Source organism: Pseudomonas sp. BO3-4 (assembly GCF_034044115.1).
GTDB classification, from domain to species: domain Bacteria; phylum Pseudomonadota; class Gammaproteobacteria; order Pseudomonadales; family Pseudomonadaceae; genus Aquipseudomonas; species Aquipseudomonas alloputida.
The window spans coordinates 4264544-4288116 of record NZ_CP139018.1 but is presented as its reverse complement, the minus strand read 5'-3'; the positions used below and the strand labels follow the sequence as shown (position 1 = coordinate 4288116).

19 protein-coding genes, 1 tRNA gene and 1 pseudogene are annotated in these 23573 nt (G+C 62.2%); 13 read left to right on the top strand and 8 right to left on the bottom strand.

Going from position 1 to position 23573, the window contains the following annotated elements; genetic code table 11:
• Positions 1–107: 107 nt before the first annotated feature.
• Together REH59_RS28850 and REH59_RS28845 are read left to right on the top strand one after the other, a co-directional pair.
• Positions 108–842, top strand: a pseudogene (locus tag REH59_RS28850) (methyl-accepting chemotaxis protein); the annotation flags it as partial.
• Positions 843–1007: 165 nt separating this feature from the next.
• Positions 1008–1775 carry a methyl-accepting chemotaxis protein gene (locus tag REH59_RS28845; RefSeq protein WP_416220978.1) on the top strand — a complete coding sequence of 256 codons (768 nt, stop codon included), beginning with the start codon at positions 1008–1010 and terminating at the stop codon, positions 1773–1775.
• 107 nt (positions 1776–1882) lie between these two features.
• On the opposite strand, the gene REH59_RS19850 is transcribed toward REH59_RS28845, so the two are convergent.
• Both REH59_RS19850 and REH59_RS19845 read right to left on the bottom strand, forming a co-directional pair.
• A tRNA-Pro gene (locus tag REH59_RS19850) sits at positions 1883–1959 on the bottom strand.
• An 80-nt stretch (positions 1960–2039) separates the two neighbouring features.
• Positions 2040–2261 (bottom strand): YgdI/YgdR family lipoprotein, encoded by a 222-nt coding sequence (locus REH59_RS19845; protein ID WP_003248738.1) that lies wholly within the window; start codon positions 2259–2261, stop codon positions 2040–2042.
• 187 nt (positions 2262–2448) lie between these two features.
• Here REH59_RS19845 and moaB point away from each other — a divergent pair, with 187 nt between their 5' ends.
• Positions 2449–2988 carry a molybdenum cofactor biosynthesis protein B gene (gene moaB, locus REH59_RS19840; protein ID WP_003248741.1) on the top strand — a complete coding sequence of 180 codons (540 nt, stop codon included), beginning with the start codon at positions 2449–2451 and terminating at the stop codon, positions 2986–2988.
• Positions 2972–4198, top strand: a complete 1227-nt coding sequence (gene glp / locus REH59_RS19835) for a gephyrin-like molybdotransferase Glp (protein WP_014859335.1) — start codon at positions 2972–2974, stop codon at positions 4196–4198. The genes moaB and glp overlap by 17 nt, the downstream gene beginning before the upstream one ends.
• Here glp and REH59_RS19830 read toward each other — a convergent pair.
• The gene (locus REH59_RS19830) at positions 4187–5434 is read right to left on the bottom strand and encodes a glycosyltransferase family 4 protein (protein ID WP_014859336.1); all 1248 of its coding nucleotides are present in this window, start codon (positions 5432–5434) and stop codon (positions 4187–4189) included. The genes glp and REH59_RS19830 overlap by 12 nt on opposite strands.
• 256 nt (positions 5435–5690) lie before the next feature.
• Here REH59_RS19830 and yegS point away from each other — a divergent pair, with 256 nt between their 5' ends.
• Positions 5691–6578 (top strand): lipid kinase YegS, encoded by an 888-nt coding sequence (gene yegS, locus REH59_RS19825; protein WP_003248746.1) that lies wholly within the window; start codon positions 5691–5693, stop codon positions 6576–6578.
• On the opposite strand, the gene REH59_RS19820 is transcribed toward yegS, so the two are convergent.
• From REH59_RS19820 to REH59_RS19810, 3 genes are all read right to left on the bottom strand, one after another.
• Complete coding sequence (locus REH59_RS19820; protein ID WP_014859337.1) at positions 6562–7221, bottom strand: response regulator; 660 nt, start codon at positions 7219–7221, stop codon at positions 6562–6564. The two genes, yegS and REH59_RS19820, sit on opposite strands and share 17 nt — an antisense overlap.
• Positions 7211–8107 carry a sensor histidine kinase gene (locus tag REH59_RS19815; RefSeq protein WP_014859338.1) on the bottom strand — a complete coding sequence of 299 codons (897 nt, stop codon included), beginning with the start codon at positions 8105–8107 and terminating at the stop codon, positions 7211–7213. The genes REH59_RS19820 and REH59_RS19815 overlap by 11 nt, the downstream gene beginning before the upstream one ends.
• Before the next feature lie 366 nt (positions 8108–8473).
• A complete protein-coding gene (locus tag REH59_RS19810; protein ID WP_003248752.1) occupies positions 8474–8983 on the bottom strand; it encodes a hypothetical protein in 510 nt (169 codons plus the stop codon).
• A gap of 351 nt (positions 8984–9334) precedes the next feature.
• Between REH59_RS19810 and REH59_RS19805 the strand changes: the two genes are divergently transcribed.
• Together REH59_RS19805 and REH59_RS19800 are read left to right on the top strand one after the other, a co-directional pair.
• On the top strand, positions 9335–10270 hold the full coding sequence (locus tag REH59_RS19805; protein ID WP_003248753.1) for a chemotaxis protein CheV: 936 nt from the start codon (positions 9335–9337) through the stop codon (positions 10268–10270).
• Between the two features lie 55 nt (positions 10271–10325).
• Positions 10326–11129, top strand: coding sequence for an MOSC domain-containing protein (locus REH59_RS19800; protein WP_014859340.1), 804 nt, complete (start codon positions 10326–10328; stop codon positions 11127–11129).
• A gap of 110 nt (positions 11130–11239) precedes the next feature.
• On the opposite strand, the gene REH59_RS19795 is transcribed toward REH59_RS19800, so the two are convergent.
• On the bottom strand, positions 11240–13165 hold the full coding sequence (locus tag REH59_RS19795) for a transglycosylase SLT domain-containing protein (RefSeq protein ID WP_014859341.1): 1926 nt from the start codon (positions 13163–13165) through the stop codon (positions 11240–11242).
• A gap of 220 nt (positions 13166–13385) precedes the next feature.
• On the opposite strand from REH59_RS19795, the gene REH59_RS19790 reads away from it, so the two are divergent.
• Positions 13386–15314, top strand: coding sequence for an ATP-binding cassette domain-containing protein (locus tag REH59_RS19790; RefSeq protein WP_003248759.1), 1929 nt, complete (start codon positions 13386–13388; stop codon positions 15312–15314).
• Positions 15315–15421: 107 nt separating this feature from the next.
• On the opposite strand, the gene REH59_RS19785 is transcribed toward REH59_RS19790, so the two are convergent.
• Positions 15422–15862 (bottom strand): universal stress protein, encoded by a 441-nt coding sequence (locus tag REH59_RS19785; protein WP_003248761.1) that lies wholly within the window; start codon positions 15860–15862, stop codon positions 15422–15424.
• Positions 15863–15972: 110 nt separating this feature from the next.
• Here REH59_RS19785 and REH59_RS19780 point away from each other — a divergent pair, with 110 nt between their 5' ends.
• The 5 genes from REH59_RS19780 (at position 15973) to topA (ending at position 23412) form a co-directional block, all read left to right on the top strand.
• On the top strand, positions 15973–16410 hold the full coding sequence (locus REH59_RS19780; protein ID WP_003248762.1) for a hypothetical protein: 438 nt from the start codon (positions 15973–15975) through the stop codon (positions 16408–16410).
• A 610-nt stretch (positions 16411–17020) separates the two neighbouring features.
• Positions 17021–19168 (top strand): fatty acid oxidation complex subunit alpha FadB, encoded by a 2148-nt coding sequence (gene fadB, locus REH59_RS19775; RefSeq protein WP_014859342.1) that lies wholly within the window; start codon positions 17021–17023, stop codon positions 19166–19168.
• Between the two features lie 31 nt (positions 19169–19199).
• Positions 19200–20375: an acetyl-CoA C-acyltransferase FadA gene (gene fadA / locus REH59_RS19770; protein WP_003248768.1), complete on the top strand. Its 1176-nt coding sequence runs from the start codon at positions 19200–19202 to the stop codon at positions 20373–20375.
• A gap of 75 nt (positions 20376–20450) precedes the next feature.
• The gene (locus REH59_RS19765; RefSeq protein WP_003248769.1) at positions 20451–20702 is read left to right on the top strand and encodes a DUF1653 domain-containing protein; all 252 of its coding nucleotides are present in this window, start codon (positions 20451–20453) and stop codon (positions 20700–20702) included.
• 100 nt (positions 20703–20802) lie between these two features.
• Positions 20803–23412 carry a type I DNA topoisomerase gene (topA, locus tag REH59_RS19760; protein WP_265536517.1) on the top strand — a complete coding sequence of 870 codons (2610 nt, stop codon included), beginning with the start codon at positions 20803–20805 and terminating at the stop codon, positions 23410–23412.
• Positions 23413–23573: the final 161 nt, after the last annotated feature.

Below are 23573 nucleotides of genomic sequence, written 5' to 3'. Positions count from 1 at the left end.
TGTAACATTTCTGTAGTAATTGCCTGAGAAGATTTGCTTCAACTGTTGCGTAAGTGCTCGACCTGGCTGCCATTGCGTGATGGCAGCTTTTTTTTGGCCTGCCAGTAATGAGGCTGCACAGCGGCCTCAGCCTACTCCCTCTGGTTCCGAGACCCTCGATGTTGCGTAAATCCCTCAGAGTGCAAATTCTCTCGCTGCTCGGCGGCAGTGTGCTGGCGATGCTGCTGATCGCCCTGGTGTGTTTCCAGTTCCTGTCGTCCAGCGTGCGGGGCTACGCCGAGCTGGTCGACGGGCCGCTGCGGGCCTCGCAATTGATTGACGAAGCCAACCTGCAGTTCAAGATCCAGGTGCAGGAATGGAAGAACGTGCTGTTGCGCGGGCGCCAGCCTGCGGAAATGGACAAGTACTGGCAGCAGTTCCAGGCCCGCGAAGAGCAAGTACAACAACTGCTCGGGCAATTGATCGACAACAGCGATGCCAGGCTCAAGGCGTCGCTGCAGCAATTGCGCGACAGCCACCGCCAGTTGGGCCAGGCCTATGCGCAAGGTCGCCAGGCCTTCCTGGCGGCAGGCGGCGACCCGGTAGCGGGCGACCGGGCGGTCAAAGGCGTGGACCGTGCCGCCAGTGAGCAAATGAGCGAACTGGTCGAGCAACTGCGCGCCGATGCCCACCAGCGTGCAGCCAGCATCAATGCCAGTGCCGAGCGCACGGTATGGTTGGGCCTGCTGGTGATGCTGGCTTCTGCGGTGCTGGTGGGGCTGCTCAGCCTGTGGCTGGTCAACCGTAGCCTGATCGAGCCGATCCGCCAGTTGATCGAGTACGTCGCGCAGCTCAGCCAAGGCTGCTTTGCTGCCCGGGTCGACAGCCGTCGGGAGGATGAGCTGGGGCGCCTGGCGCGGGCGGCCAACACCCTGCGTGACTTCCTTGCCGATACTGTCGGCCGGCTGCAGGACAACGCTCAGGAGCTGGAAGGTGCCAGCGGCCAGTTGCGCAGTATTGCCGGTGACATGGCCCGCGGTACTCATGACCAGTTCCAGCGTACCGACCAGGTGGCCACGGCCATGCACGAAATGTCCGCCACTGCCCAAGAGGTCGCTCGCCACGCCGCCGAGGCTGCCCGCGCGGCCAATGACGCCGACCACAGCGCTCAGGCCGGCGAGCAGGTGATGCAGCAGACCATCGACATTATCGGCGCGGTCAACCGCGAAATTGCCGGCACGGCGTCGGTAATTCGCGACCTGGAGCATGACAGCACACGTATAGGCAAAGTGCTGGAAGTGATCCGCGGCATTGCTGAGCAGACCAACCTGCTGGCGCTTAACGCGGCCATCGAAGCGGCCCGTGCGGGCGAAGCCGGGCGTGGTTTTGCGGTGGTCGCCGATGAAGTGCGCAGCCTGGCCCAACGCACGGCAGCGTCGATTGCAGAAATTCACCAGATCATCGAAGCGGTACAGTCAGGGGCGGTGGAGGCGGTCAAGGCCATCGAAAGCGGCCAGCAACGCAGCCAGGAAGGGGCTGAGCAGGTCGAGCAGGCCGGGCAGATGCTGCAGCGTATCACCCAGGCGGTGGAGGCGATCCGCGACATGAACCGGCAAATCGCCACTGCGGCCGAGGAGCAGACCAGCGTGGCCGAAGATATCTCGCGTAACCTGATCGAAATTACCCGGATTGCCACGGCCAACCAGGAAGCGGTGCAGCATACCGAGCAGGCGGGGCAGCGCCTGCATGGTTTGTCAGGGCAGTTGGGCGAAGTCACCTCTCGGCTGACCGCCTGACTGGGTCTGCAGGGGTTGCATGTGCCCCTGGAGGCTGAAGCGGCGCACTGACGTATTTTTCGCACACAACAAAAAGCCCGCGCAAGGCGGGCTTTTTGACAAGGATTTGGTCGGAGAGACAGGATTCGAACCTGCGGCCTTCTCGTCCCGAACGAGACGCGCTACCTGGCTGCGCTACACTCCGATGACCAAAATCCTACTGCATCCCGTTTTTGCCCGCAAGCCCTTGTTGTTTAAAGGGCCATGGCCTGAACGGGGCCTTGATCAGAGCTCTTTGACGGTGCGGATCTGGTCCTTGTTCAGGCGCGTGCGCTTGCCGTCGAGTTGCTCGAATTCATAGAAGCCAGAGTCTTCGTCGTAGGACGGTTTGTCGGTTGCCTGGATCTCCCGGCCATCGTTCAGGGTAATGACGGTTGGGGTCGAGCAGCCAGCAAGGGCGCCCAAACCCAAGGCAAGCAGGAAGGCGGGTAGGGTCCGTTTGATCATCGTGTTTCTCCAAGTGCGATGGTGCTAGATGACTTTTATGACGCAGGACGTTAGTGCAAGTTCACTCCAAGTGCAGCATAGCGATTAATTCGTTCTCTTGACCCAAGGCAAGGCTGAGGGGGGCAACGCTGGAAAAGGTGCGCTGTGATATAACTGCGTCCATCTCATCCTGTTGTGACGGACACCCATGAAAGCCAAGGCAGATACCCCCTTCGTGGCGCTAAGCATCGCCGTACTCACGGTCAGCGACACCCGTACCTTCGACACCGACACGTCTGGCCAGATGTTCGTCGACCGCCTGAGCGCCGCCGGTCACCGCCTTGCCGAGCGCGTGCTGCTCAAGGATGACCTGTACAAGATCCGAGCCCAGGTTGCCACCTGGATCGCCGATGACAGCGTGCAAGTGGTGCTGATTACCGGCGGTACCGGGTTTACTGGCCGCGACAGCACCCCCGAGGCGGTGGCCTGCCTGCTGGACAAGCAAGTGGACGGCTTTGGTGAGTTGTTCCGGCAGATTTCCGTGGCCGACATTGGCACCTCCACCGTGCAATCGCGAGCCTTGGCCGGGCTGGCCAACGGCACGCTGGTGTGCTGCCTGCCGGGCTCGACCAACGCTGTGCGCACCGGTTGGGATGGCATCCTTGCCGAGCAGCTTGATGCCCGTCATCGCCCGTGCAACTTCGTGGCGCACCTGAAGCAGGCAGCGGCCTGTGACAGCCGTGGCTGAGGTCAGCCAGGCCCGGCCGCTGATGCCGGTGGAACAGGCGCTGGAGCAACTGCTGGCGCTGGCCGAAGCTGCACCGATCCGCGAGACCGAAAACCTGCCGCTGGCCGAAGCCGAAGGCCGCGTGCTGGCCACTGACCTGGTGGCCTCCCTCGACCTGCCGCCTTGGCCGAACAGCGCCATGGACGGTTATGCCTTGCGCCTGGCTGATTGGCAGGGCCAGCCGCTGCCGGTCAGCCAGCGTATTTTCGCCGGCCATGCGCCCCAGCCGCTGCAACCGGGTACCTGCGCACGGATCTTCACCGGCGCGCCTGTGCCGGAGGGGGCCGACTGCGTCGAGATGCAGGAAAACACCGAAGTACTCGAAGATGGCCGGGTGCGCTTTCTCGAAGCGTTGCGCACCGAGCAGAACATACGCCCTCAAGGTCAGGAGACCCGCAAGGGCGAGCAGGTGATGAGCGCCGGCACCCGCCTCGGGCCGATCGAACTGGGCCTGGCGGCGACCTTGGGGCATGGCCGTCTGGACGTGGTGCGCAAGGTAAAAGTGGCGGTGCTGTCCACCGGCGACGAACTGGTCGAGCCAGGCCTGCCGCTCGGGCCTGGGCAGATCTACAACAGCAACCGCAGGCTGCTGGTCAGCTGGTTGCAGCGGCTGGGTTGCGAAGTGGTCGATGCCGGCATCCTGCCGGATGACCTGGCCCGCACTCGAGCCTGCCTCACTGAACTGGGTGGCGTAGACCTGATTCTGTCCACCGGAGGCGTCTCGGTGGGCGAGGCCGACTACCTCGGTGCCGCCCTGCGCGAGGCCGGCGAACTGGCGTTGTGGAAGCTGGCGATCAAACCGGGCAAGCCGCTGACCTTCGGCCACTTCCAGGGCGTGCCGGTGATTGGCTTGCCGGGCAACCCCGCCTCGACCTTGGTCACCTTCGGTCTGCTGACCAGGCCCTACCTGCTGCGTCGTCAGGGTGTGATTGACGTCACGCCGTTGCGGTTCGACATGCCGGCAGGGTTTGACTGGCCCAAGCCGGGTACGCGTCGCGAATACCTGCGCGCGCGCATCGAACAGGGCCGCGTGCGCATCTACAAGAACCAGAGCTCGGGTGTGCTGCGCAGCGCAGCCTGGGCGGAGGGCCTGGTGGAAGTGCGTGAAGGCAGCACGCCGAAGCAGGGCGACATCGTGCCATTCATCCCCTTCAGCGAGCTACTTGGCTGAGCGGCCCAGCCAGGCACTGGCCAGCGGCGTGGCCTCGGCCGGTGCCGCCTGGGTCAGGCGTATGTGCACATTCTCCAGTTGTTGGGCAGCCACGCTCCAGTCGTGGCGCTGGCGGGCAAACTGGCGCCCGGCATCGCTCAACTGGCTCATGCGCCAGGGCTGATTGAGCAGCTGGGTGATCAGCAATGCCAGTTGATCACCGTCGTCACTGCCCAAGTAGTGTTCGCCGTTGTTCACGGTCAGGCCTGAAACGCCCTTGTCGGTGGTGATCACGGGTAAGCCGGCGGCCATCGCTTCGAGGATTTTCACCTTCGAGCCACCGGCATAGCGCAGGGGAGCAAAGAACAGCGCTGAACGTCGTTGCAGTTCACGCAGGTCGGGGCGGTAGCCAAACCATTCAATGCGTGGGTCGTTCCAGTGAAGCTTCCAGTTGGCCGGCATGGCGTGTCCGGCAATCGCCAGGCGCACCGCCGGGTTGCTCATCCACACCTTCGGCATGATGTCGTCCAGAGCCCATTCGATGGCCTCCAGATTGGCGCCATATTCGAAATTGCCGACGAACAACAGACGCTGGCTGTGCAGCGCAGGTTGCACCTGCTGGTAGAAATCACAGTCCACGCCGTTAACCACCACATTCACCGGGCGCCCGCTGATCTGCGCGATCAGCTCGGCATCATGGGCGCTGACTGCCACCAGTTCGGTGGGCTGGCGCAGCACACGGTGCTCCCAGCGCCGGTAGCGCCAGCGGTCGAAGGCGTTGAGCGGGCGCAGCCACAGCGGCAGGCGATCGTGGCAGGCGCCGCCCATTACCGACTCCAGGGTGTGCTCGCTAAGCATGTAGGGCAGCCTGCGGGCCTGCAGGGCTTTTTCGAACGGCTGGAAGCTGTAACTGTGCTCAATCTGGATCACGTCCCAGGGTTCGTCCAGCAGTTGCTCGAACCGGTGCCGCAGGCAAGGCGCCAGGCCATTGATGATAGCCCGCATGGGGTAGTCGATGATGGGTGAAGCCAACAGGTTGAGTGGGCTGTGCAGCGGTCTGCGGGGTAGCACGATCAGGCGTTCGAGTAGGGGCTCAAGGGCCTCACGTGCTGCGTCGCAGAGAGGGATCTTCGACTGCACCAGCAGGGTAATCCGGTGGCCGCGCTGGGCCAGTGCGCGCAGCAGATGGTATTGCCGGGTCTTGTGGCCGCTGGTGGTCGGCCAAGGCAGGTAGGGCAGTGTCCAGAGAATGCGCATGACCCGAAGTCCTCGCGAAAGGCTGCAGATAGCAAAACGCGCCCGTTGGCAGCAGTGGGGGAGCCACTGCCGGGCGCGTCCATGGCAATAGGGGTATTTGCTGAGCATAGCCGGGATTGTCAGGTGTGGAAAAAATGACCGGCGACGTGACCAGTTGCAGGCTTGGCGCCGGCACACTGTTTTTTCCAGGGCATGCAACGATCCGGGTGGGCCAGTGGTCGAGATAGGGGGTGGTCCACTTTACGGAGACGCGCACATGCAAGGGCGCAAGGCAATGTTGGTGCTGCACGGCAAGCAGGCGATGAACGAAGACGTGCGCAGCGCCGTGCGCGACCTGCGCGATAGCGGCTGGGTGCTGGATGTACGGGTTACCTGGGAGGCGGGCGACGCCCAACGGCTGGTCGCCGAGGCACTGGCGGCGGGTTACAGCCATATCGTCGCCGGTGGCGGGGACGGCACGTTGCGGGATGTGGCCGAGGCCATGGGCTTGGCTGCTACCAACGCCAGCCTGACCTTGTTGCCATTGGGGACGGCCAACGATTTCGCCAAAGCCGCTGGCATCCCCCTGGAGCCAGCGTCGGCGCTGGCCTTGCTGAATATCGCGCCACAACCAATAGACTTGGGGCAGGCTGGCGATCAGTTGTTCCTCAACATGGCCACGGGTGGCTTTGGCAGCCAGGTCACTGCCAATACCTCCGAAGACCTCAAGAAAGTGCTGGGCGCTGCCGCCTACCTGTTCACCGGGTTATCCCGCTTCAGTGAGCTACAGGCAGCTTCGGTAGAGCTACAAGGGCCAGGCTTCCACTGGCAAGGGGATTTGCTGGCGCTGGGTATCGGCAATGGCCGACAGGCTGGGGGCGGGCAGGTGCTGTGCCCCGAAGCCATGGTCAACGACGGTTTGCTTGACGTCGCTATTCTGCCTGCACCACAGGAAGTGGTGGGGGCTCTGCGGGACCTGTTGGGCGGTGACGGCCTGTTCGTTCGGGCCAGGCTGCCATGGGTCGAGATCAAGAGTTCGCAAGGGTTGGACATCAACCTCGATGGCGAGCCGTTGCAAGCTGCCAACCTGCGCTTTCAGGCAAGGCCGGCGGCGTTGCACCTGCACCTGCCGGCCGGGTCACCGTTGCTCAGTCATCCAGGCTGATGATTTTTTCGCGTACGGCGAACAGCACCAAGCCGGCCACGTCGTGAATCTGCAGGCGCTTCATGATTTGTGAGCGGTGAGTTTCCACGGTCTTGATTGACAGGCCCAGGCCTGCCGCGATTTCCCGGGTGGACTTGCCGCGCACGATCAGGCGGAGGATCTCAAGCTGCCGTGAAGTCAGATTATGCCGTTCGCCAGCGCTTTGCTTGCCTAGTTTGGTGTGCCGCAGCGCCTGGTTGATGACGGTGTGGGCGATGGCCGGGCTGAGGTAGCGCTCACCGTGGCGTACGGCACCCAGCGCCTGTTCCAGCTCGGTGGCGCTGGTGTCCTTGAGCAGGTAGCCGTGGGCACCGCTTTCCAGGGCCCGCATGATCAGGTCCGGGTCGGTGTGCATGGACAGGATCAGCACTTTGCAGGTACTGCCGCTGGCCCGCAGTTGGGTGAGGGCGTCCAGGCCGCTGGTCGAACGCATGGAGATGTCCAGCAAGATGATGTCGGGTGTCAGTGTGCGTACCTGGTCGAGTAGCTGGCTGCCGTCGTCGGCTTCGCCGACCACGTCATAGCCGGGGATATCGCAGACCAGTGCGCGCACCCCGGCGCGGATCAGCGAGTGGTCATCTACCAGCAGTAGTCTACAGGTCATGGTTGGTAATACTCCTGGCGCGTTGCTGGGTGCGCGGGGACCACGGGAACATCGCTTCGATCTGCGTGCCTCGGCCAGGCTGACTGGTGATGTCGAGGCTGCCCTGCAGCGCGATTACCCGCTCCTGCATGCCGGCCAAGCCGCGCTGACCGGCCTCGGCCGGGTGCCGGGCAGGGGCGAAACCACGACCATCGTCGTGGATCGACAACGCCAGCCCCTCAGGGGTGCGTTGCAGGCGGATGACCAGGTTGTGTGCCTGGGCGTGGCGCAGCATGTTGGTCACTGCCTCCTGGGTAATACGGAACACCGCCATGGCCACGGCTTCGTCGATGCCGCCCAGGCGCTGGTTGCACGCCAGGCTCCAGTGCACGCCGCTGCTGGCCAGGGTGCGTACCAGGTGCGCGCGCAGGCTGGCCTCCAGGCCAAGGCTGGCCAACTGCCGGGGGTTGAGCAGCGCGGAAACATCGCGCACGTTACCGAGGGTGTCATCCAGCGTGCTGCGCAGGGCCTCGCAGTGCCCCTGCAAGTCTTCGGGCATGCGCCGTTGCAGCCACTGCAGTTGCAGCTTGGCAGCGGTGAGCAGTTGGCCGATGTCGTCGTGCAGTTCCCGGCTCAGATGCTGACGCTCGTCTTCTTGCACCTTGAGCATGCGCTCGGCCAGCTCGGCCGGGCGCAGGTGGATCGACCTGGCGCTCAGGCCCAGTTGTACAACAGCACCCAGCGTGGCGACCAACTGCAGCACCAGCAGGGTGGCCGGGATTGTCTGGTTGGCCAGGTACAGCGCCATGTTGGCAACCAGTGAGGCCACGCAAAGCCCGACCGTTGCCCAACGCAGCACGGCGGCGCGGGAGCAGCAATGCAAAGAAGTCTTCAAGCGTGGAAACATAGGTAGGGAGGCCACTGAAGTATTGCTGATGGAGGCCTTGCACAATGCTGGTCAGAGGCTTTGGCGCAGTACTTTCGATGTTTTTTCGAACACGCATTCTTGCCACCGTTGTTCCGGCAGCAAGCGTTTGTGGGGGCGCATATTATCACTTTGCATTGCATTGGTCGCGGCCGTGTAACGCGTTGAAACGCCTACTGGTCGGGCCTTTTCGGGTAGCAAAGTGCCACCCTTTAATCGCGCTGTACCCACTTGTGCTGTAACTAGCGCGGCAATGATTCAACGGCATGCACCGAAAGCCTGGTGAACTTTCCAAGTTCGACCATGGTCGGGTTTCAATCAAGTTGCTTAGTTGCACTTTGCGTCAGGTTAATGCATGCGATTAGAGCGGCTGGGGCGGTTGCCGGTTGCCACGTCACTGTGCGGGTGAATGCACGCGCTGCCTTCTTCATCGCAGGACGCGCAGGCTGGCGCAAAGGGTGCTTGTACGACTTTGGCCAATTCACCCAGCAGCACCAGTTGCTCGCCGATGTCCAGGTTCAGCCGCCCTGTACGGCTATCGACCAGCTCCAACTGCCAGGCCAGCAAGGTCAGGCATGCCCCTATGGCGGGTAGGGCTTCACGCTGCAGGCAACCACCGTGACAGGCCGGGGCGAGCAACTGTTGCAGGGCGGTGGTGTAGTGGGCAACTTCACGCAGGCCAAGGCGCGTAGCTTGACGGGCGATAGTGTCGAGGGTGTTGTTCAGGCAACTGCAGGCATCCGGGTCATTGTCTATAAGCTCCAGATGCTGCAGGCATTCCTGGGCCTGGGTCAGCAGTACCTGGGCATCCAGCAGGAAGCCCTGCAGGGCGTCATCGAACGATAAGGCAGTGTCCATCATCAAGTCCCCGCGCGTGGGGTAGGCGCAGGGGGCGGGCACGCCGAAACGATAGCTAGCAAAAGCCTGACTCCATTCATGCAATGAGAATGGCGTCACATTAATGGCTAAAGGATATCGCGAACATCAGGTTGCACCCGATTGCCGCTAAGGGTTTCCCTGATCAAGGGCTAGGGTAGGGAACTTTTGTCGTGCCCCTGATTTGCCCTGGCGTGTCGGCAGTAAAGCATGATGGTAAAGTGATATCAATTATCTGCGCGGCATTTTCCCGCAGGGGTCAAGGTGTGCGTGAAGCCGCCGATACAGGGTAGATGATTTCACCTTTTAAGACTCAAGCCTGGGGGCTTTCCAATGGCTGGCATTCTCGACACGGTAGACCAACGCACGCAACTGGTGGGTGAGAACCGCCTGGAAATTCTGATGTTTCGTCTGGCCGGTCGCCAGCTGTTCGCGATCAACGTGTTCAAGGTGCAGGAAGTACTGCAACTGCCCAAGCTGACCCTGATGCCCCAGCGCCACGCCTATGTCTGTGGTGTGGTCAACCTGCGTGGGCAGACCCTGCCGGTGATCGACCTGTCTCAGGCGATCGGTATGCGCCCGCTACAGCCGGGGCCGGACAGCACCATCATCGTCACCGAATACAACCGCTCGGTGCAGGCCTTCCTGGTGGGCGGTGTCGACCGCATCGTCAACATGAACTGGGAGTCGATCATGCCGCCGCCTTCCAGTGCCGGTCGCCAGCACTACCTGACTGCCATCACCAAGGTTGATGAGAAGCTGGTGGAAGTGATCGACGTGGAAAAGGTGCTGGCCGAAATCGTGCCCTACAACGCCCGGGTTTCTGGCGACAAACTCGCCGACCCAGTGCTGGCCCGGGCCCGCGGCCGCGAAGTGCTGCTGGTGGACGACTCCAGTGTGGCCTTGGCGCAATTGCGCGATACCCTGTCTCAGTTGGGCATGAAGCTGCACGTGGCCAGTGATGGCCTGAAGGCGCTGCGCATGCTCAAGGGCTGGGCCGACGCCGGCGAGGACGTGTGCGAAAAGCTGCTGATGGTGTTCACCGATGCAGAAATGCCGGAAATGGACGGCTATCGGCTGACCACCGAGATCCGCAGCGATGCCCGTCTGCGCCAGCTCTATGTGGTGCTGCACACTTCGCTGTCGGGCAGTTTCAACGAGTCCATGGTGAAGAAGGTGGGCTGTGACAACTTCCTTTCCAAGTTCCAGCCTGATCGCCTGGTCGATGTGGTCAAGCAGCGCCTGCTGCTGGATACCACCGCCGCGTGAACGTTGTGCCGGCCAGGTATAAGCTTGGCTTTTGGCATGAAGCGAGGCAGCAGGGATGTTTCTCAGTGAGTTGTATCGATACCCGGTGAAGTCGGGGCAGGCGCAAAGCCTGAAGGCATCACCGGTGGGGTTGCTGGGGTTGCAAGGCGACCGGCGCTGGATGGTGGTCGAGGAAGAAAACGGACGCTTCCTGACCCAGCGTGCCTGGCCACAACTTGGCCAGATCGACGCGAGCGATGACGACAGCGGCCAGTTGCTGCTGCAAGCCCCTGGACAGGCGCCGTTGCGGGTGCCTGTACCGCCTGCCGATGACGCCCTGCGCGGCGTGACGATCTGGCGCGATACCCTGCGTGTGCCGGACGCTGGCGATGCCGCGGCGGCCTGGTTGAGTGAGTTGCTGGGCAAAGCCGTACGCCTGGTGCATTGCCCGGAGCAGCGTGCGCGTTACCTGCCCAATGGTTACGGCTTCAACAGTGACCGTGCGGCGTTTCCGGATGGCTTCCCCTTGCTGCTGATTGGGCAGGGCTCGCTGGACGAGCTTAACCGGCGTATTGGCCGGCCCATGTCGATGCGGCGCTTTCGGCCCAACCTGGTGGTGCAGGGCGCGGAGCCGTTTGCCGAGGATGCCTGGAAGCGTATTCGCATCGGCAGCTTGGTGTTTCGCGTGCTCAAGCCCAGTGTGCGGTGCATCTTCACGACCATCGATCCGGCTACCGGGGAGCGCAGCGCTGACCGTGAGCCGATGGCTACGCTGAAGACTTTCCGCGAAAAAGAAGGCGACGTACTGTTCGGCCAGAACCTGGCTGTGGATGGCAGTGGGTGGCTGGAGGTGGGGATGGAAGTAGAAATCCTGGAATAGGTGTGTTGCCTGTGCCGGCCTCTTCGCGGGTGAACCCGCTCCTACAACGACCGCGTAACCTTGTAGGAGCGGGTTCACCCGCGAAGAGGCCGGTACAGGCTCAACAGCAATCACATGTCATCGAAATACCGTTCATGCCAATCCACCAGTGGCTGCGGTGAATTCAGCTTCTGCCCGTAGATCACCGAATACGACAGCACGTTCTGAACATACTGGCGTGTTTCGTCGAACGGGATCGACTCCACCCACACATCGAAGCTCAGGTGCTTGGCCCCTTTGAGCCACTGTCGCACGCGCCCGGGGCCGGCGTTGTAGGCTGCCGAAGCCAGCACCCGGTTGCCGTTGAACTGGCTGTGTACCTGGCTCAGGTAGGCCGCACCCAGCTGGATGTTCTTGTCCGGGTTCAGCACTTGCGCCGATGAGGCCAGCGGGATGCTGAACTTGCGTGCGGTTTCCTTGGCTGTGGCCGGCATCAGTTGCATCAAGCCGCTGGCGCCCACGGGTGAGCGTGCGTCTTCCATGAAGGCGCTTTCCTGGCGAGTGATGGCGAATACCCAGCTCGAATGCAGGCCGCGAACCTTGGCTTCACGCACCAGCGTGTCGCGGTGGGCCATGGGGAAGCGGATGTCCAGGTCGTCCCAGTACCGGGCCTGGCTGATGGTGCGGATGGCCGGGAAGTACCAGCGCAGCTCATAGCCCAGGCGTGCCTGCGCAACCATTTCGTCACGGGTGAAGTGGCGGCTGACGTGGTACCACTCACGGCGGCCGTCGACGATCTGACCGCGGGCGTGGAATTCCAGTGCGCGCTGGATGCCGGGCGTGTTGCGAACCTTCTTGACAAGTTGTGGGCTCAGCAGCAGCGGCTTGTTGTTCAGCTGGTACGGTGTCTGTGCCCGGTCGGCGGCGAGGAAGCCATAGAAGTCACGCTCACGCGCTGCGGCCTTGTAAAGCAGCGGGATCTGCGGGTTGTTGGGCTGTGCCAGCTCCAGGCTGCGAGCCTGCCAGTACTTCCAGCGGCTGGTGCTGGCCAGGTCCTGGGGAAGGCGCTTGGTCAGATCGTAGGCGTCCTCCCAGCGGCCCAGGCGCAGCAGCAGGCGAAGGCGCCATTCGCTGACAGTGTTGTCACGCAGCTCGGGGTCATAGCGGGTCATCAGGTCGAGCGCGCGTGGGTCGTAGCGGCGTGCGAGGGTCAGGCCGATTTCGCGGGCGATGGCCACCTTTTCGTCACGCGAGAAGTGCATGCGCTGGGCGTAATCGTCGAGCAGTGCCATGGCCCGTTCCGGGTCCTGCCGGGCCAGGCGACGAAGGCCGAGGCTGACCACGTCGGACATGGCCTCGTTGACCGGGGTAAAGCGCGACGGCTGGTTGAGCAGCTCGGGCTTCTGCGCGACGTCGATCAGCAGGCGCCCCTGCGGGCCGAGGGTGGTCAGGGTCTTGACCAGGGTGTTGGCCAGGCCGTAGTTGCGTGCCTGGGCTGCCAGCTTGGTGCGTTCCCAGCGCTTGGCCTCGGTCAGCTGGCCTTCGGCTGCCCACATGCCGAACAGCGTGTCGCAGGCGGCAGGTTGCGATTTGCCGACGTTCCACAGCTTGTCGGCGGTGGCGTAACCTTCGGCGCGCAAGCCGTGGCTGAGCTGGTATTGGCCGTTGAGGCAGTCCAGCTCGGTGAAGTTGAGCTTGGGGTCGTAGTACTTGACGAAGGTATCCCACTCGCCGCGTTCGGCCAGCCAGCGCAACCAGCGCAGTTTCATCCAGTTGGCCTGGGGCAGGTCGCCATGCTTGGCAAGGAAACCTTCGATTTCCTGGTTGCTGGCGCTTTTCAGGCGGGCGGTGAGTTCGTCGTAGGCCAGGTAGGGCGTCAGCGGGTAGTCGCTCAAGGCCTGGGCATAGCGCAGGTACGGGCCTTTGTCGCCTTTGGCCAGCGCTCGCTTGGCCTCGTCATAGTACTGGCGTTGCAGGGTCAGGTCGGTGGCCTGCGCTGCGCAGGTGGCAGCGGTAAGCAGCAGGCAGGATGCGATATGTAACAGGCGGCTGCGCATGATACGTCCGGGCAGTTGAACCATGGGAAGTGTCGGCGGAGCCAGCACTATTGAAAGCTATTGCATTAGCTTAGCTGTTTGCCGGCGGTGGGTGAAAGCACTGTGCTTGTATCGGGATATTAAGTTCGACCAGATGTCGCCAGGTGCTCACCGGTTGGCCTGGCGGATGCCGTCGTGGGCCAAGTCAGGTAGAATGCGCGCCCGATTTATGGAGACGAACATGACCCTGCTCAAATTCAGCGATGTGTCCCTCGCATTCGGCGCCATGCCGCTGCTGGACAAAGTGTCCTGGCAGATCGCTCGTGGCGAGCGGGTGTGCATCATCGGCCGCAACGGCACCGGCAAGTCGAGCATGCTGCGCCTGGTCAAGGGCGAGCAGAAGGGCGACGACGGTGAAATCTGGCGTGCGCCTGGCCTGAAGATCGGTGAGTTGCCACAGGAGTTGCCGGTGGCCGACGAGCGCACGGTGTTCGACGTGGTTGCCGCTGGTCTGGACGGCGTGGGCGAATTGCTGGCGCAGTTCCACCACCTGAGCATGAACATCCAGGGCGATGAAGACCTGGAAAAACTCATGCACGTCCAGCACGAGCTGGAGGCCCGCGACGGCTGGCGCCTGCAACAGGTGGTGGAAAGCACACTCAGCCGCCTGCAGCTGCCGGCCGACAAGACCCTGGCCGAGCTGTCCGGTGGCTGGCGCCGCCGCGTACTGCTGGCCCAGGCGCTGGTGTCCGAGCCCGACCTGCTGCTGCTCGACGAACCGACCAACCACTTGGACATCGGTGCCATCGCCTGGCTCGAAGAGGCCTTGCGTGGCTTTAACGGCGCGGTATTGTTCATCACCCACGACCGTTCGTTCCTGCAGAACCTGGCCACCCGTATCCTCGAACTGGACCGCGGCGGCCTGATCGACTGGAACGGTGACTACGCCAGCTTCCTGGTGCACAAGGAGGCCGCACTGGCCGCCGAAGAAACCGCCAACGCGCTGTTCGACAAGCGCCTGGCCCAGGAAGAAGTGTGGATCCGCCAGGGTATCAAGGCCCGCCGTACCCGCAACGAAGGCCGCGTGCGTGCACTGAAGGCCCTGCGTGTGGAGCGTGGCGAGCGCCGTGAACGACAGGGCAAGGCCAACATCCAGATCGAAGCCGCGGACAAATCCGGCAAGCAGGTGATGGTGCTGGAAAATGTCAGCTTCCATCACGCGGACGGCCCCCTGCTGGTCAAGGACTTTTCCATGGTCCTGCAGCGGCAGGATCGCATCGGTCTGCTGGGCGCAAACGGCACTGGCAAGACCACGTTGCTCAAGATGATGCTGGGCGACCTTGAGCCCACTGCGGGCAAAGTGGAGCGCGGCACCAAGCTTGAGGTGGCCTATTTCGACCAGATGCGCCACCAGCTCGACCTGGAAAAGACCGTAATCGACAACCTGGCCGAAGGCCGTGATTTCATCGAGATCGATGGCCAGAACCGCCACGTGCTGAGCTACCTGGGCGACTTCCTGTTCAGCCCCCAGCGCGCGCGTACGCCGGTCAAGGCGTTGTCGGGTGGTGAGCGTGCACGGTTACTGCTGGCCAAGCTGTTCAGCAAGCCGGCCAACCTGCTGGTACTCGACGAACCGACCAACGACCTGGACGTGGAAACCCTCGAGCTGCTGGAAGAGGTGCTGTCCAACTACAAGGGCACCGTGCTGATGGTCAGCCACGACCGGGCCTTCCTCGACAACGTCGTGACCAGCACCCTGGTGTTCGAAGGCGAGGGCAAGGTGCGTGAGTATGTGGGCGGTTACGAGGACTGGATTCGCCAGGGCGGCTCGCCGAAGCTGCTGGGTGTGACCGAGAGCAAGGGCGGTAAGTCTGCGCTCAACAGCGCGGTAGTGGAGAAGGTCGAGGCCAAGCCTGAGCCTGTTGCGGCGCCGGTGGTGGAAGACGCTTCGAAGAAGAAGCTGAGCTACAAGCTGCAGCGTGAGCTGGAGATGCTGCCGGGGCAGATTGATGAGCTGGAGCAGCGTATGGCTGAAGCCCAGGAAGAAGTGAATGCGGCGGGCTTCTATCAGCGGCCGATTGCAGAAACTTCGGCGGTGCTGGCACGGATCGAGAAGCTGCAGGGCGAGCTGGATGTATTGGTGGAGCGCTGGGCTGAGCTGGAAGGCTGATTGGCGTTAGCCTGTTCCGGCCTCTTCGCGGGTAAAGCCGCACCTGCAGGGATTGCCATACCCTTGCAGGCGCGGGCTGGCCCGCGAAGAGGCGGGTTCAGGTCCAGTCAATCCTTCTTCAGCAAGCGTACCGCCAGCACGTCACACGGCGCGCCGTGCAGCACATCATTGGCCGTGGACCCCAGCAGCAACGCCAGGCCATGACGGCCATGGCTGCCCACCACGATCAGGTCGCACTTTTGCTCCTTGGCCAGCTGGTGGATTTCCTGGCGCGGTTGGCCGTAGGTCAGATGCGAATCGCCACGCTGGATGTCCGGGTACTTGTTGAACAGGCGTTCCATGCGCTCCTTGGCTTGGTCGAACTGCTGCTGTTGCAGCTGCGACAGGTCCATCGGCACGTCACCGCCGAATGCCATCGCCATCGGCTCGACGATATGCACCAGCGATACCTTGGCGTTCGAAGGTTTGGCGAGCGCCATGGCGCGCTTGATCACCGGGTCGCATTCTTCGGTCAGGTCGACGGCGACCAACAAATGTTCGTATTCCATGAGCGGTACTCCTGGCAATCGCGATAGAAGAAGTATGGTCGCTTTCGGGCGGGTCTTCCGTGAAAAATGGCTAACCAGCTCATTTGCAACGCTTTATGGGAACTACTGATATGACGGTATTGCTGGTGGTGTCAATCCTTGCGCTGATTCTCAGCCCGCTTTCCTGGCTGCGCAGCTCGCGCAAGCAGAGCGAGCAGATGAAGTTGCGCCTGGAGGCGCGGCGCATGGGTTTGGCCATGCAACTGGCGCCGCAGCAGTGGCCGCACTGGCTGGAAAAGGAGCCGCCAAGCCCCTGCCCGCAGTATCACAGAGCCCGGCGCCGTGGGCATGAGGACAGCTTCAGCTTCTGGCAGGTCAGCCCCGGGGTGTGGTGGAACCAGTGGCGCGAGCCCTGCGAAGACCCACGTTTCATGGGCGCGTTGTCGCGCTTGCCGGCGAGTGTGTACAAGGTCGAGGCCGATGCGCGGATGATTGCCCTGTACTGGACCGAACGTGGCGATACTGCTGTGTTGCAGGATGTTGCCTACGCCCTCGAAACCTTGGCTTGAGCGCCGCCCATGCGCGACTCCTGTAGGCGCGGATTCATCTGCGAACACCGGCAGAGCCGGTGCCAAACTGCGCGGTGCCTGCTTCGCGGGTAAACCCGCTCCTACGGGGCATCCAGGCTGGTCAATCTGTTCTGCAACGACAAAGCGGCGGCTCGGCATAACCCTGAAGGGGTGGGGTGCCAAGTCGCCGCTTTGCGTTCTGCTGCGCAGAAAAGGCCAGGCAGGCCGGGTTATTCATTCAAGCAAGTGCCAGTGTAGTCGCACTGGCTCGCCGCGCAAGCGCAAAGCCGTCAGCCAATGCTTGTGGTCAATCGCTGACATGAATGACCGGCGATCACTGTCATCATGTTTTGTACCCGGACGATAGAAAATGACTGGAAAGTCGCGTTTTCGCCGTGCTCGTGAGCATTTGACAACGCCCATCTTTTCGGAGAATGTGTGCACACCCAAATCAAACGGGCGTATGAATTGAGCGTTTGTATGTCATGACGCCAAGCCATACTTCCGACTAGCGCGCTGACGGGTGTGCCTGGGGCAAGGCAGCTTAGGCCTGCTTCTGCTGCAGTGATCGGCGTGTACAGATTAGCTTCCATATCGTGGAGATCAGTTGATGATTTACGAAGGTAAAGCCATCACGGTTAAGGCTCTTGAAAGTGGCATCGTCGAGCTCAAGTTCGACCTCAAGGGTGAGTCCGTCAACAAGTTCAACCGCCTTACCCTGAACGAGCTGCGCCAGGCCGTCGATGCCATCCAGGCCGATGCCTCGGTCAAAGGCGTGATCGTCAGCAGTGGCAAGGACGTGTTCATCGTCGGCGCCGACATCACCGAGTTCGTCGACAACTTCAAGCTGCCTGAGGCCGAACTGGTCGCCGGCAACCTGGAAGCCAATCGTATCTTCAACGCCTTCGAAGACCTCGAAGTGCCGACCGTTGCCGCCATCAACGGCATCGCGCTGGGCGGCGGCCTGGAAATGTGCCTGGCGGCCGACTACCGGGTCATGTCCACCAGCGCCAGGATCGGCCTGCCGGAAGTCAAGCTGGGTATCTACCCGGGCTTTGGCGGTACCGTGCGCCTGCCGCGCCTGATCGGCTCGGACAACGCCATCGAGTGGATCGCCGCCGGCAAGGAAAACCGTGCCGAAGACGCCCTGAAAGTGGGGGCCGTCGACGCGGTGGTCGCCCCTGAGCTGCTGCTGGCCGGTGCCCTCGACCTGATCAAGCGTGCCATCGGTGGCGAGCTGGACTACAAGGCCAAGCGCCAGCCGAAGCTGGAAAAGCTCAAGCTCAATGCCATCGAGCAGATGATGGCCTTCGAGACGGCCAAGGGCTTCGTCGCTGGCCAGGCCGGCCCGAACTACCCGGCCCCGGTCGAAGCGATCAAGAGCATCCAGAAAGCCGCCAACTTCGGTCGCGACAAGGCCCTGGAAGTTGAAGCCGCAGGCTTTGCCAAGCTGGCCAAGACCTCGGTCGCCGAGAGCCTGATCGGCTTGTTCCTCAACGATCAGGAACTCAAGCGCAAGGCCAAGGCGCATGACGAGATCGCCCACGACGTGAAGCAGGCCGCCGTGCTCGGCGCCGGCATCATGGGCGGCGGTATCGCCTACCAGTCGGCGGTCAAAGGTACGCCGATCCTGATGAAAGACATCCGCGAAGAAGCCATTCAGCTGGGTCTGAACGAGGCCTCCAAGTTGCTTGGCAACCGCGTCGAGAAGGGCCGCCTGACCCCAGCCAAGATGGCCGAGGCCCTCAACGCCATTCGACCGACCCTGTCCTATGGCGATTTTGCCAATGTCGACATCGTCGTCGAGGCAGTGGTCGAGAACCCGAAGGTCAAGCAAGCGGTACTGGCGGAAGTGGAAGGCCAGGTGAAGGACGATGCGATCCTCGCTTCCAACACCTCTACCATCTCTATCAACCTGCTGGCCAAGGCGCTCAAGCGCCCGGAAAACTTCGTCGGCATGCACTTCTTCAACCCGGTGCACATGATGCCGCTGGTGGAAGTGATCCGTGGTGAGAAGTCCAGTGAAGTGGCGGTCGCCACCACCGTGGCCTACGCCAAGAAAATGGGCAAGAACCCGATCGTGGTCAACGACTGCCCGGGCTTTTTGGTCAACCGCGTGCTGTTCCCGTACTTTGGCGGTTTTGCCAAGCTGGTCAGCGCCGGTGTCGACTTCGTGCGCATCGACAAGGTCATGGAGAAGTTCGGCTGGCCGATGGGCCCAGCCTACTTGATGGACGTGGTCGGCATCGACACCGGCCACCACGGCCGTGACGTCATGGCCGAAGGCTTCCCGGATCGCATGAAGGACGAGCGCCGCTCGGCAGTCGACGCGTTGTACGAGGCCAACCGCCTGGGCCAGAAGAACGGTAAGGGCTTCTACGCCTACGAAACCGACAAGCGCGGCAAGCCGAAGAAGGTTTTCGATGCCACCGTGCTCGACGTGCTCAAACCGATCGTGTTCGAGCAGCGTGAAGTCACTGACGAAGACATCATCAACTGGATGATGGTCCCGCTGTGCCTGGAGACCGTGCGTTGCCTGGAAGACGGCATCGTCGAAACCGCTGCCGAAGCCGACATGGGCCTGGTCTACGGCATTGGTTTCCCTCCCTTCCGCGGTGGTGCGCTGCGTTACATCGACTCGATCGGTGTGGCCGAATTCGTCGCCCTGGCCGATCAGTATGCCGACCTGGGGCCGCTGTACCACCCGACCGCCAAGCTGCGTGAAATGGCCAAGAACGGCCAGCGCTTCTTCAACTGAGCGGTCAACGAGCTAGAGCGAGAGATTTGATATGAGCCTGAATCCAAGAGACGTGGTGATTGTCGACTTCGGTCGCACGCCAATGGGCCGCTCCAAGGGTGGCATGCACCGCAACACCCGCGCCGAAGACATGTCGGCGCACCTGATCAGCAAGCTGCTGGAACGCAACGGCAAGGTTGACCCGAAAGAAGTCGAGGACGTGATCTGGGGCTGCGTCAACCAGACCCTGGAGCAGGGCTGGAACATCGCCCGCATGGCCTCGCTGATGACCCAGATCCCGCACACTTCCGCGGCGCAGACCGTCAGCCGCCTGTGCGGCTCGTCCATGAGCGCGCTGCACACGGCCGCCCAGGCGATCATGACCGGTAACGGTGATGTGTTCGTGGTCGGTGGCGTGGAGCACATGGGCCACGTCAGCATGATGCATGGCGTAGACCCCAACCCGCACCTGTCCTTGCATGCCGCCAAGGCTTCCGGGATGATGGGCCTGACTGCAGAAATGCTCGGCAAGATGCACGGCATCACCCGTGAGCAGCAGGACCTGTTCGGCTTGCGTTCGCACCAGCTGGCCCACAAGGCCACGGTCGAAGGCAAGTTCAAGGACGAGATCATCCCGATGCAGGGCTACGACGAGAACGGCTTCCTGAAGGTGTTCGATTTCGACGAAACCATTCGCCCGGAAACCACCCTCGAAGGCCTGGCATCGCTGAAGCCTGCGTTCAACCCGAAAGGCGGTACGGTCACGGCCGGTACCTCGTCGCAGATCACCGACGGCGCCTCGTGCATGATCGTCATGTCCGGTCAGCGTGCCATGGACCTCGGTATCCAGCCATTGGCGGTGATCCGTTCGATGGCAGTGGCCGGTGTCGACCCGGCAATCATGGGCTACGGCCCGGTGCCATCGACCCAGAAAGCCCTCAAGCGTGCGGGCTTGACCATGGCCGATATCGACTTCATCGAGCTCAACGAAGCCTTCGCTGCACAGGCCCTGCCCGTGCTGAAAGACTTGAAAGTGCTCGACAAGATGGATGAGAAGGTTAACCTGCACGGCGGCGCCATTGCTTTGGGCCACCCGTTTGGTTGCTCCGGGGCGCGGATTTCCGGCACCCTGCTCAACGTCATGAAGCAAAATGGCGGTACGCTGGGTGTTGCGACCATGTGCGTCGGCCTGGGCCAAGGTATCACCACTGTCTTCGAACGCGTCTGATCGCGTAGCGGGACAGCAGCCGGGGCCTAGTGCCCCGGTTTTGTTTTTTCAGGTTTTATTCAGGAGGTGAGCAACATGCAGATACAACCAGGCGTATACCGGCATTACAAAGGGCCTGAGTACCGTGTCTTCAGTGTTGCGCGGCACTCCGAAACCGAAGAGTGGATGGTGTTCTACCAATGCCTGTATGGTGATTACAGCTTCTGGGTACGTCCCCTGTCGATGTTCCAGGAGTCCGTCGAATTTGACGGCGAGCAGGTGCCACGCTTTGCTTTGGTCAAGGCCGAAGAGGGGCTGCCCGGGTTGCTGGGCAAGTCGCACGCGTGATCGTCCGAGCTTGACCTCACACTTTTGCCACTATATATAGCGGTGCCGCGTCTGGCACTTGGCGCGTTTTTTATCTTCAGATTCAGGAATACTCCGATCCATGGGCAAATCGCTGGTCATTGTGGAATCCCCGGCCAAGGCCAAGACCATCAACAAGTACCTGGGCAACCAGTACGTGGTGAAGTCGAGTATCGGCCATATCCGAGACCTCCCCACCAGCGGTTCGGCCAGCGCGAGCAAAGAGCCGGCCGCCAAGCGTGGCAAGGCTGCGGGTGAGGCGCCGGCGCTTTCGCCGAAAGAGAAGGCCCGCCGCCAGCTGGTGGCACGCATGGGCGTCGACCCCGACCATGGCTGGAAGGCCAAGTACGAGATCCTGCCTGGCAAGGAAAAGGTGATCGAAGAGCTGCGCCGCCTGGCCAAGGATGCCGACACCATCTATCTCGCAACCGACTTGGACCGCGAAGGGGAAGCCATTGCCTGGCACCTGCGCGAGGCCATCGGGGGGGACGACACCCGCTACAAGCGCGTGGTGTTCAACGAAATTACCAAGAAGGCCATTCAGGAAGCCTTCTCGCAGCCAGGCGAGCTGGACATCGACCGGGTCAACGCCCAGCAGGCGCGGCGTTTCCTCGACCGCGTGGTCGGTTACATGGTTTCGCCGCTGCTGTGGGCCAAGATTGCCCGTGGCCTGTCCGCTGGCCGTGTGCAGTCGGTAGCGGTGAAGCTGGTGGTTGAGCGAGAGCGTGAGATCCGCGCCTTCATCCCGGAAGAGTACTGGGAGATCCACGCCGACCTCGGCACCGCCAAGAACGCCAAGGTGCGTTTCGAGGTGGCGCGCGAGAAGGGCGAGGCCTTCAAGCCGCTGAACGAAGCTCAGGCCATGGCTGCACTGGAAAAGCTCAAGGCTTCCAGTTACAGCGTGGTCAAGCGCGAAGACCGCCCGACCAGCAGCAAGCCATCGGCACCGTTCATTACGTCCACCTTGCAGCAAGCGGCCAGTAACCGCCTGGGCTTTGGCGTGAAGAAAACCATGATGATGGCCCAGCGCTTGTACGAAGCCGGTTACATCACCTACATGCGTACCGACTCGACCAACCTGTCGGCTGACGCCCTGGATATGGCACGCAGCTACATCGAACGGGAGTTCGGCAAGCAGTACCTGCCGGAGGCGCCACTGGTTTACGGCAGCAAGGAGGGCGCCCAGGAGGCGCACGAAGCGATTCGGCCTTCTGACGTGAATACCCACCCGACCAAGCTCAGCGGCATGGAGCGTGACGCCGAGCGCCTGTACGAGCTGATCTGGCGCCAGTTCCTGGCGTGCCAGATGCCGCCAGCGCAGTACCTGTCCACCAGCGTTACCGTCGCTGCCGGCGATTTCGAGCTGCGTGCCAAGGGCCGCATCCTCAAGTTCGACGGCTACACCCGTGTGCTGCCACAGCAGAGCAAGCCGGCCGAAGACGACGTGCTGCCAGAGATGGTTCAGGGTGAAGCGCTGAAACTGATCCAGATCGACCCGAGCCAGCACTTTACCAAGCCGCCTGCACGCTTTACCGAAGCCAGCCTGGTCAAGGAAATGGAAAAGCGCGGCATTGGCCGCCCATCGACCTACGCGGCGATCATTTCCACCATCCAGGACCGTGGCTATGTGACGCTGCACAACCGCCGCTTCTACTCCGAGAAGATGGGCGATATCGTCACCGAGCGCTTGTCGGAGAGCTTCTCCAACCTGATGGATTACGGCTTTACCGCCGACATGGAAGAGAACCTCGACGACGTGGCCCAGGGCGAGCGTGACTGGAAGAACGTGCTCGACGAGTTCTACGGCGATTTCAGCAAAAAGCTGCAGACTGCCGAGTCCAGTGAAGACGGCATGCGCGCCAACCAGCCGACCATGACCAACATTCCATGCAAGGAATGTGGTCGGCCGATGATGATTCGCACCGCTTCTACGGGTGTGTTCCTGGGCTGCTCTGGCTACAGCCTGCCGCCGAAAGAGCGCTGCAAGGCTACCGTCAACCTGGTGCCGGGCGACGAGATTGCCGCTGACGACGAGGGCGAGTCGGAGTCGCGCGTGCTGCTGGGCAAGCACCGGTGCCCGATCTGCGCCACGGCGATGGACGCCTACCTGCTGGACGAGAAACACAAACTGCACATCTGCGGTAACAACCCGGATTGTGTCGGTTACGAGATCGAAGAAGGCAACTACCGCATCAAGGGTTACGAAGGGCCGAGCCTGGAGTGCGACAAGTGCGGTAGCGAGATGCAATTGAAGACCGGCCGTTTCGGCAAGTTCTTCGGCTGCACCAACCCGGCATGCAAGAACACCCGCAAGCTGCTCAAGAGCGGCGAGGCGGCGCCACCGAAGATGGACAAGGTGGACATGCCGGAGCTCAAGTGCGAGAAGGTCGATGATACCTACGTGCTGCGCGACGGTGCTTCTGGGTTGTTCCTGGCTGCCAGCCAGTTCCCCAAGAACCGCGAAACCCGTGCGCCGCTGGTGCTGGAGATTGTGCCGCACAAGCATGAGATTGACCCGAAGTACCACTTCCTGTGCGATGCGCCGCAGAAAGACCCGGATGGCCGCCCGGCGGTGATTCGTTACAGCCGCAAGACCAAGGAGCAGTACGTGCAGTCCGAGGTCGATGGCAAGCCGACCGGTTGGAAGGCGTTTTACGACGGCAATGCCTGGAAGGTTGAAGACAAGCGCTGATCCATCGGTGCTGTGATTTGGGGCCGCTTTGCGCCCCTTCGCGGGCTTGCCCGCTCCCACAGGTATCGCGCCGCCCTTGAATGTGGCGCTGTACTGGTGGGAGCGGGCAAGCCCGCGAAGGGGCGCAAAGCGGCCCCAATCATTTATGATGCAGATATCCG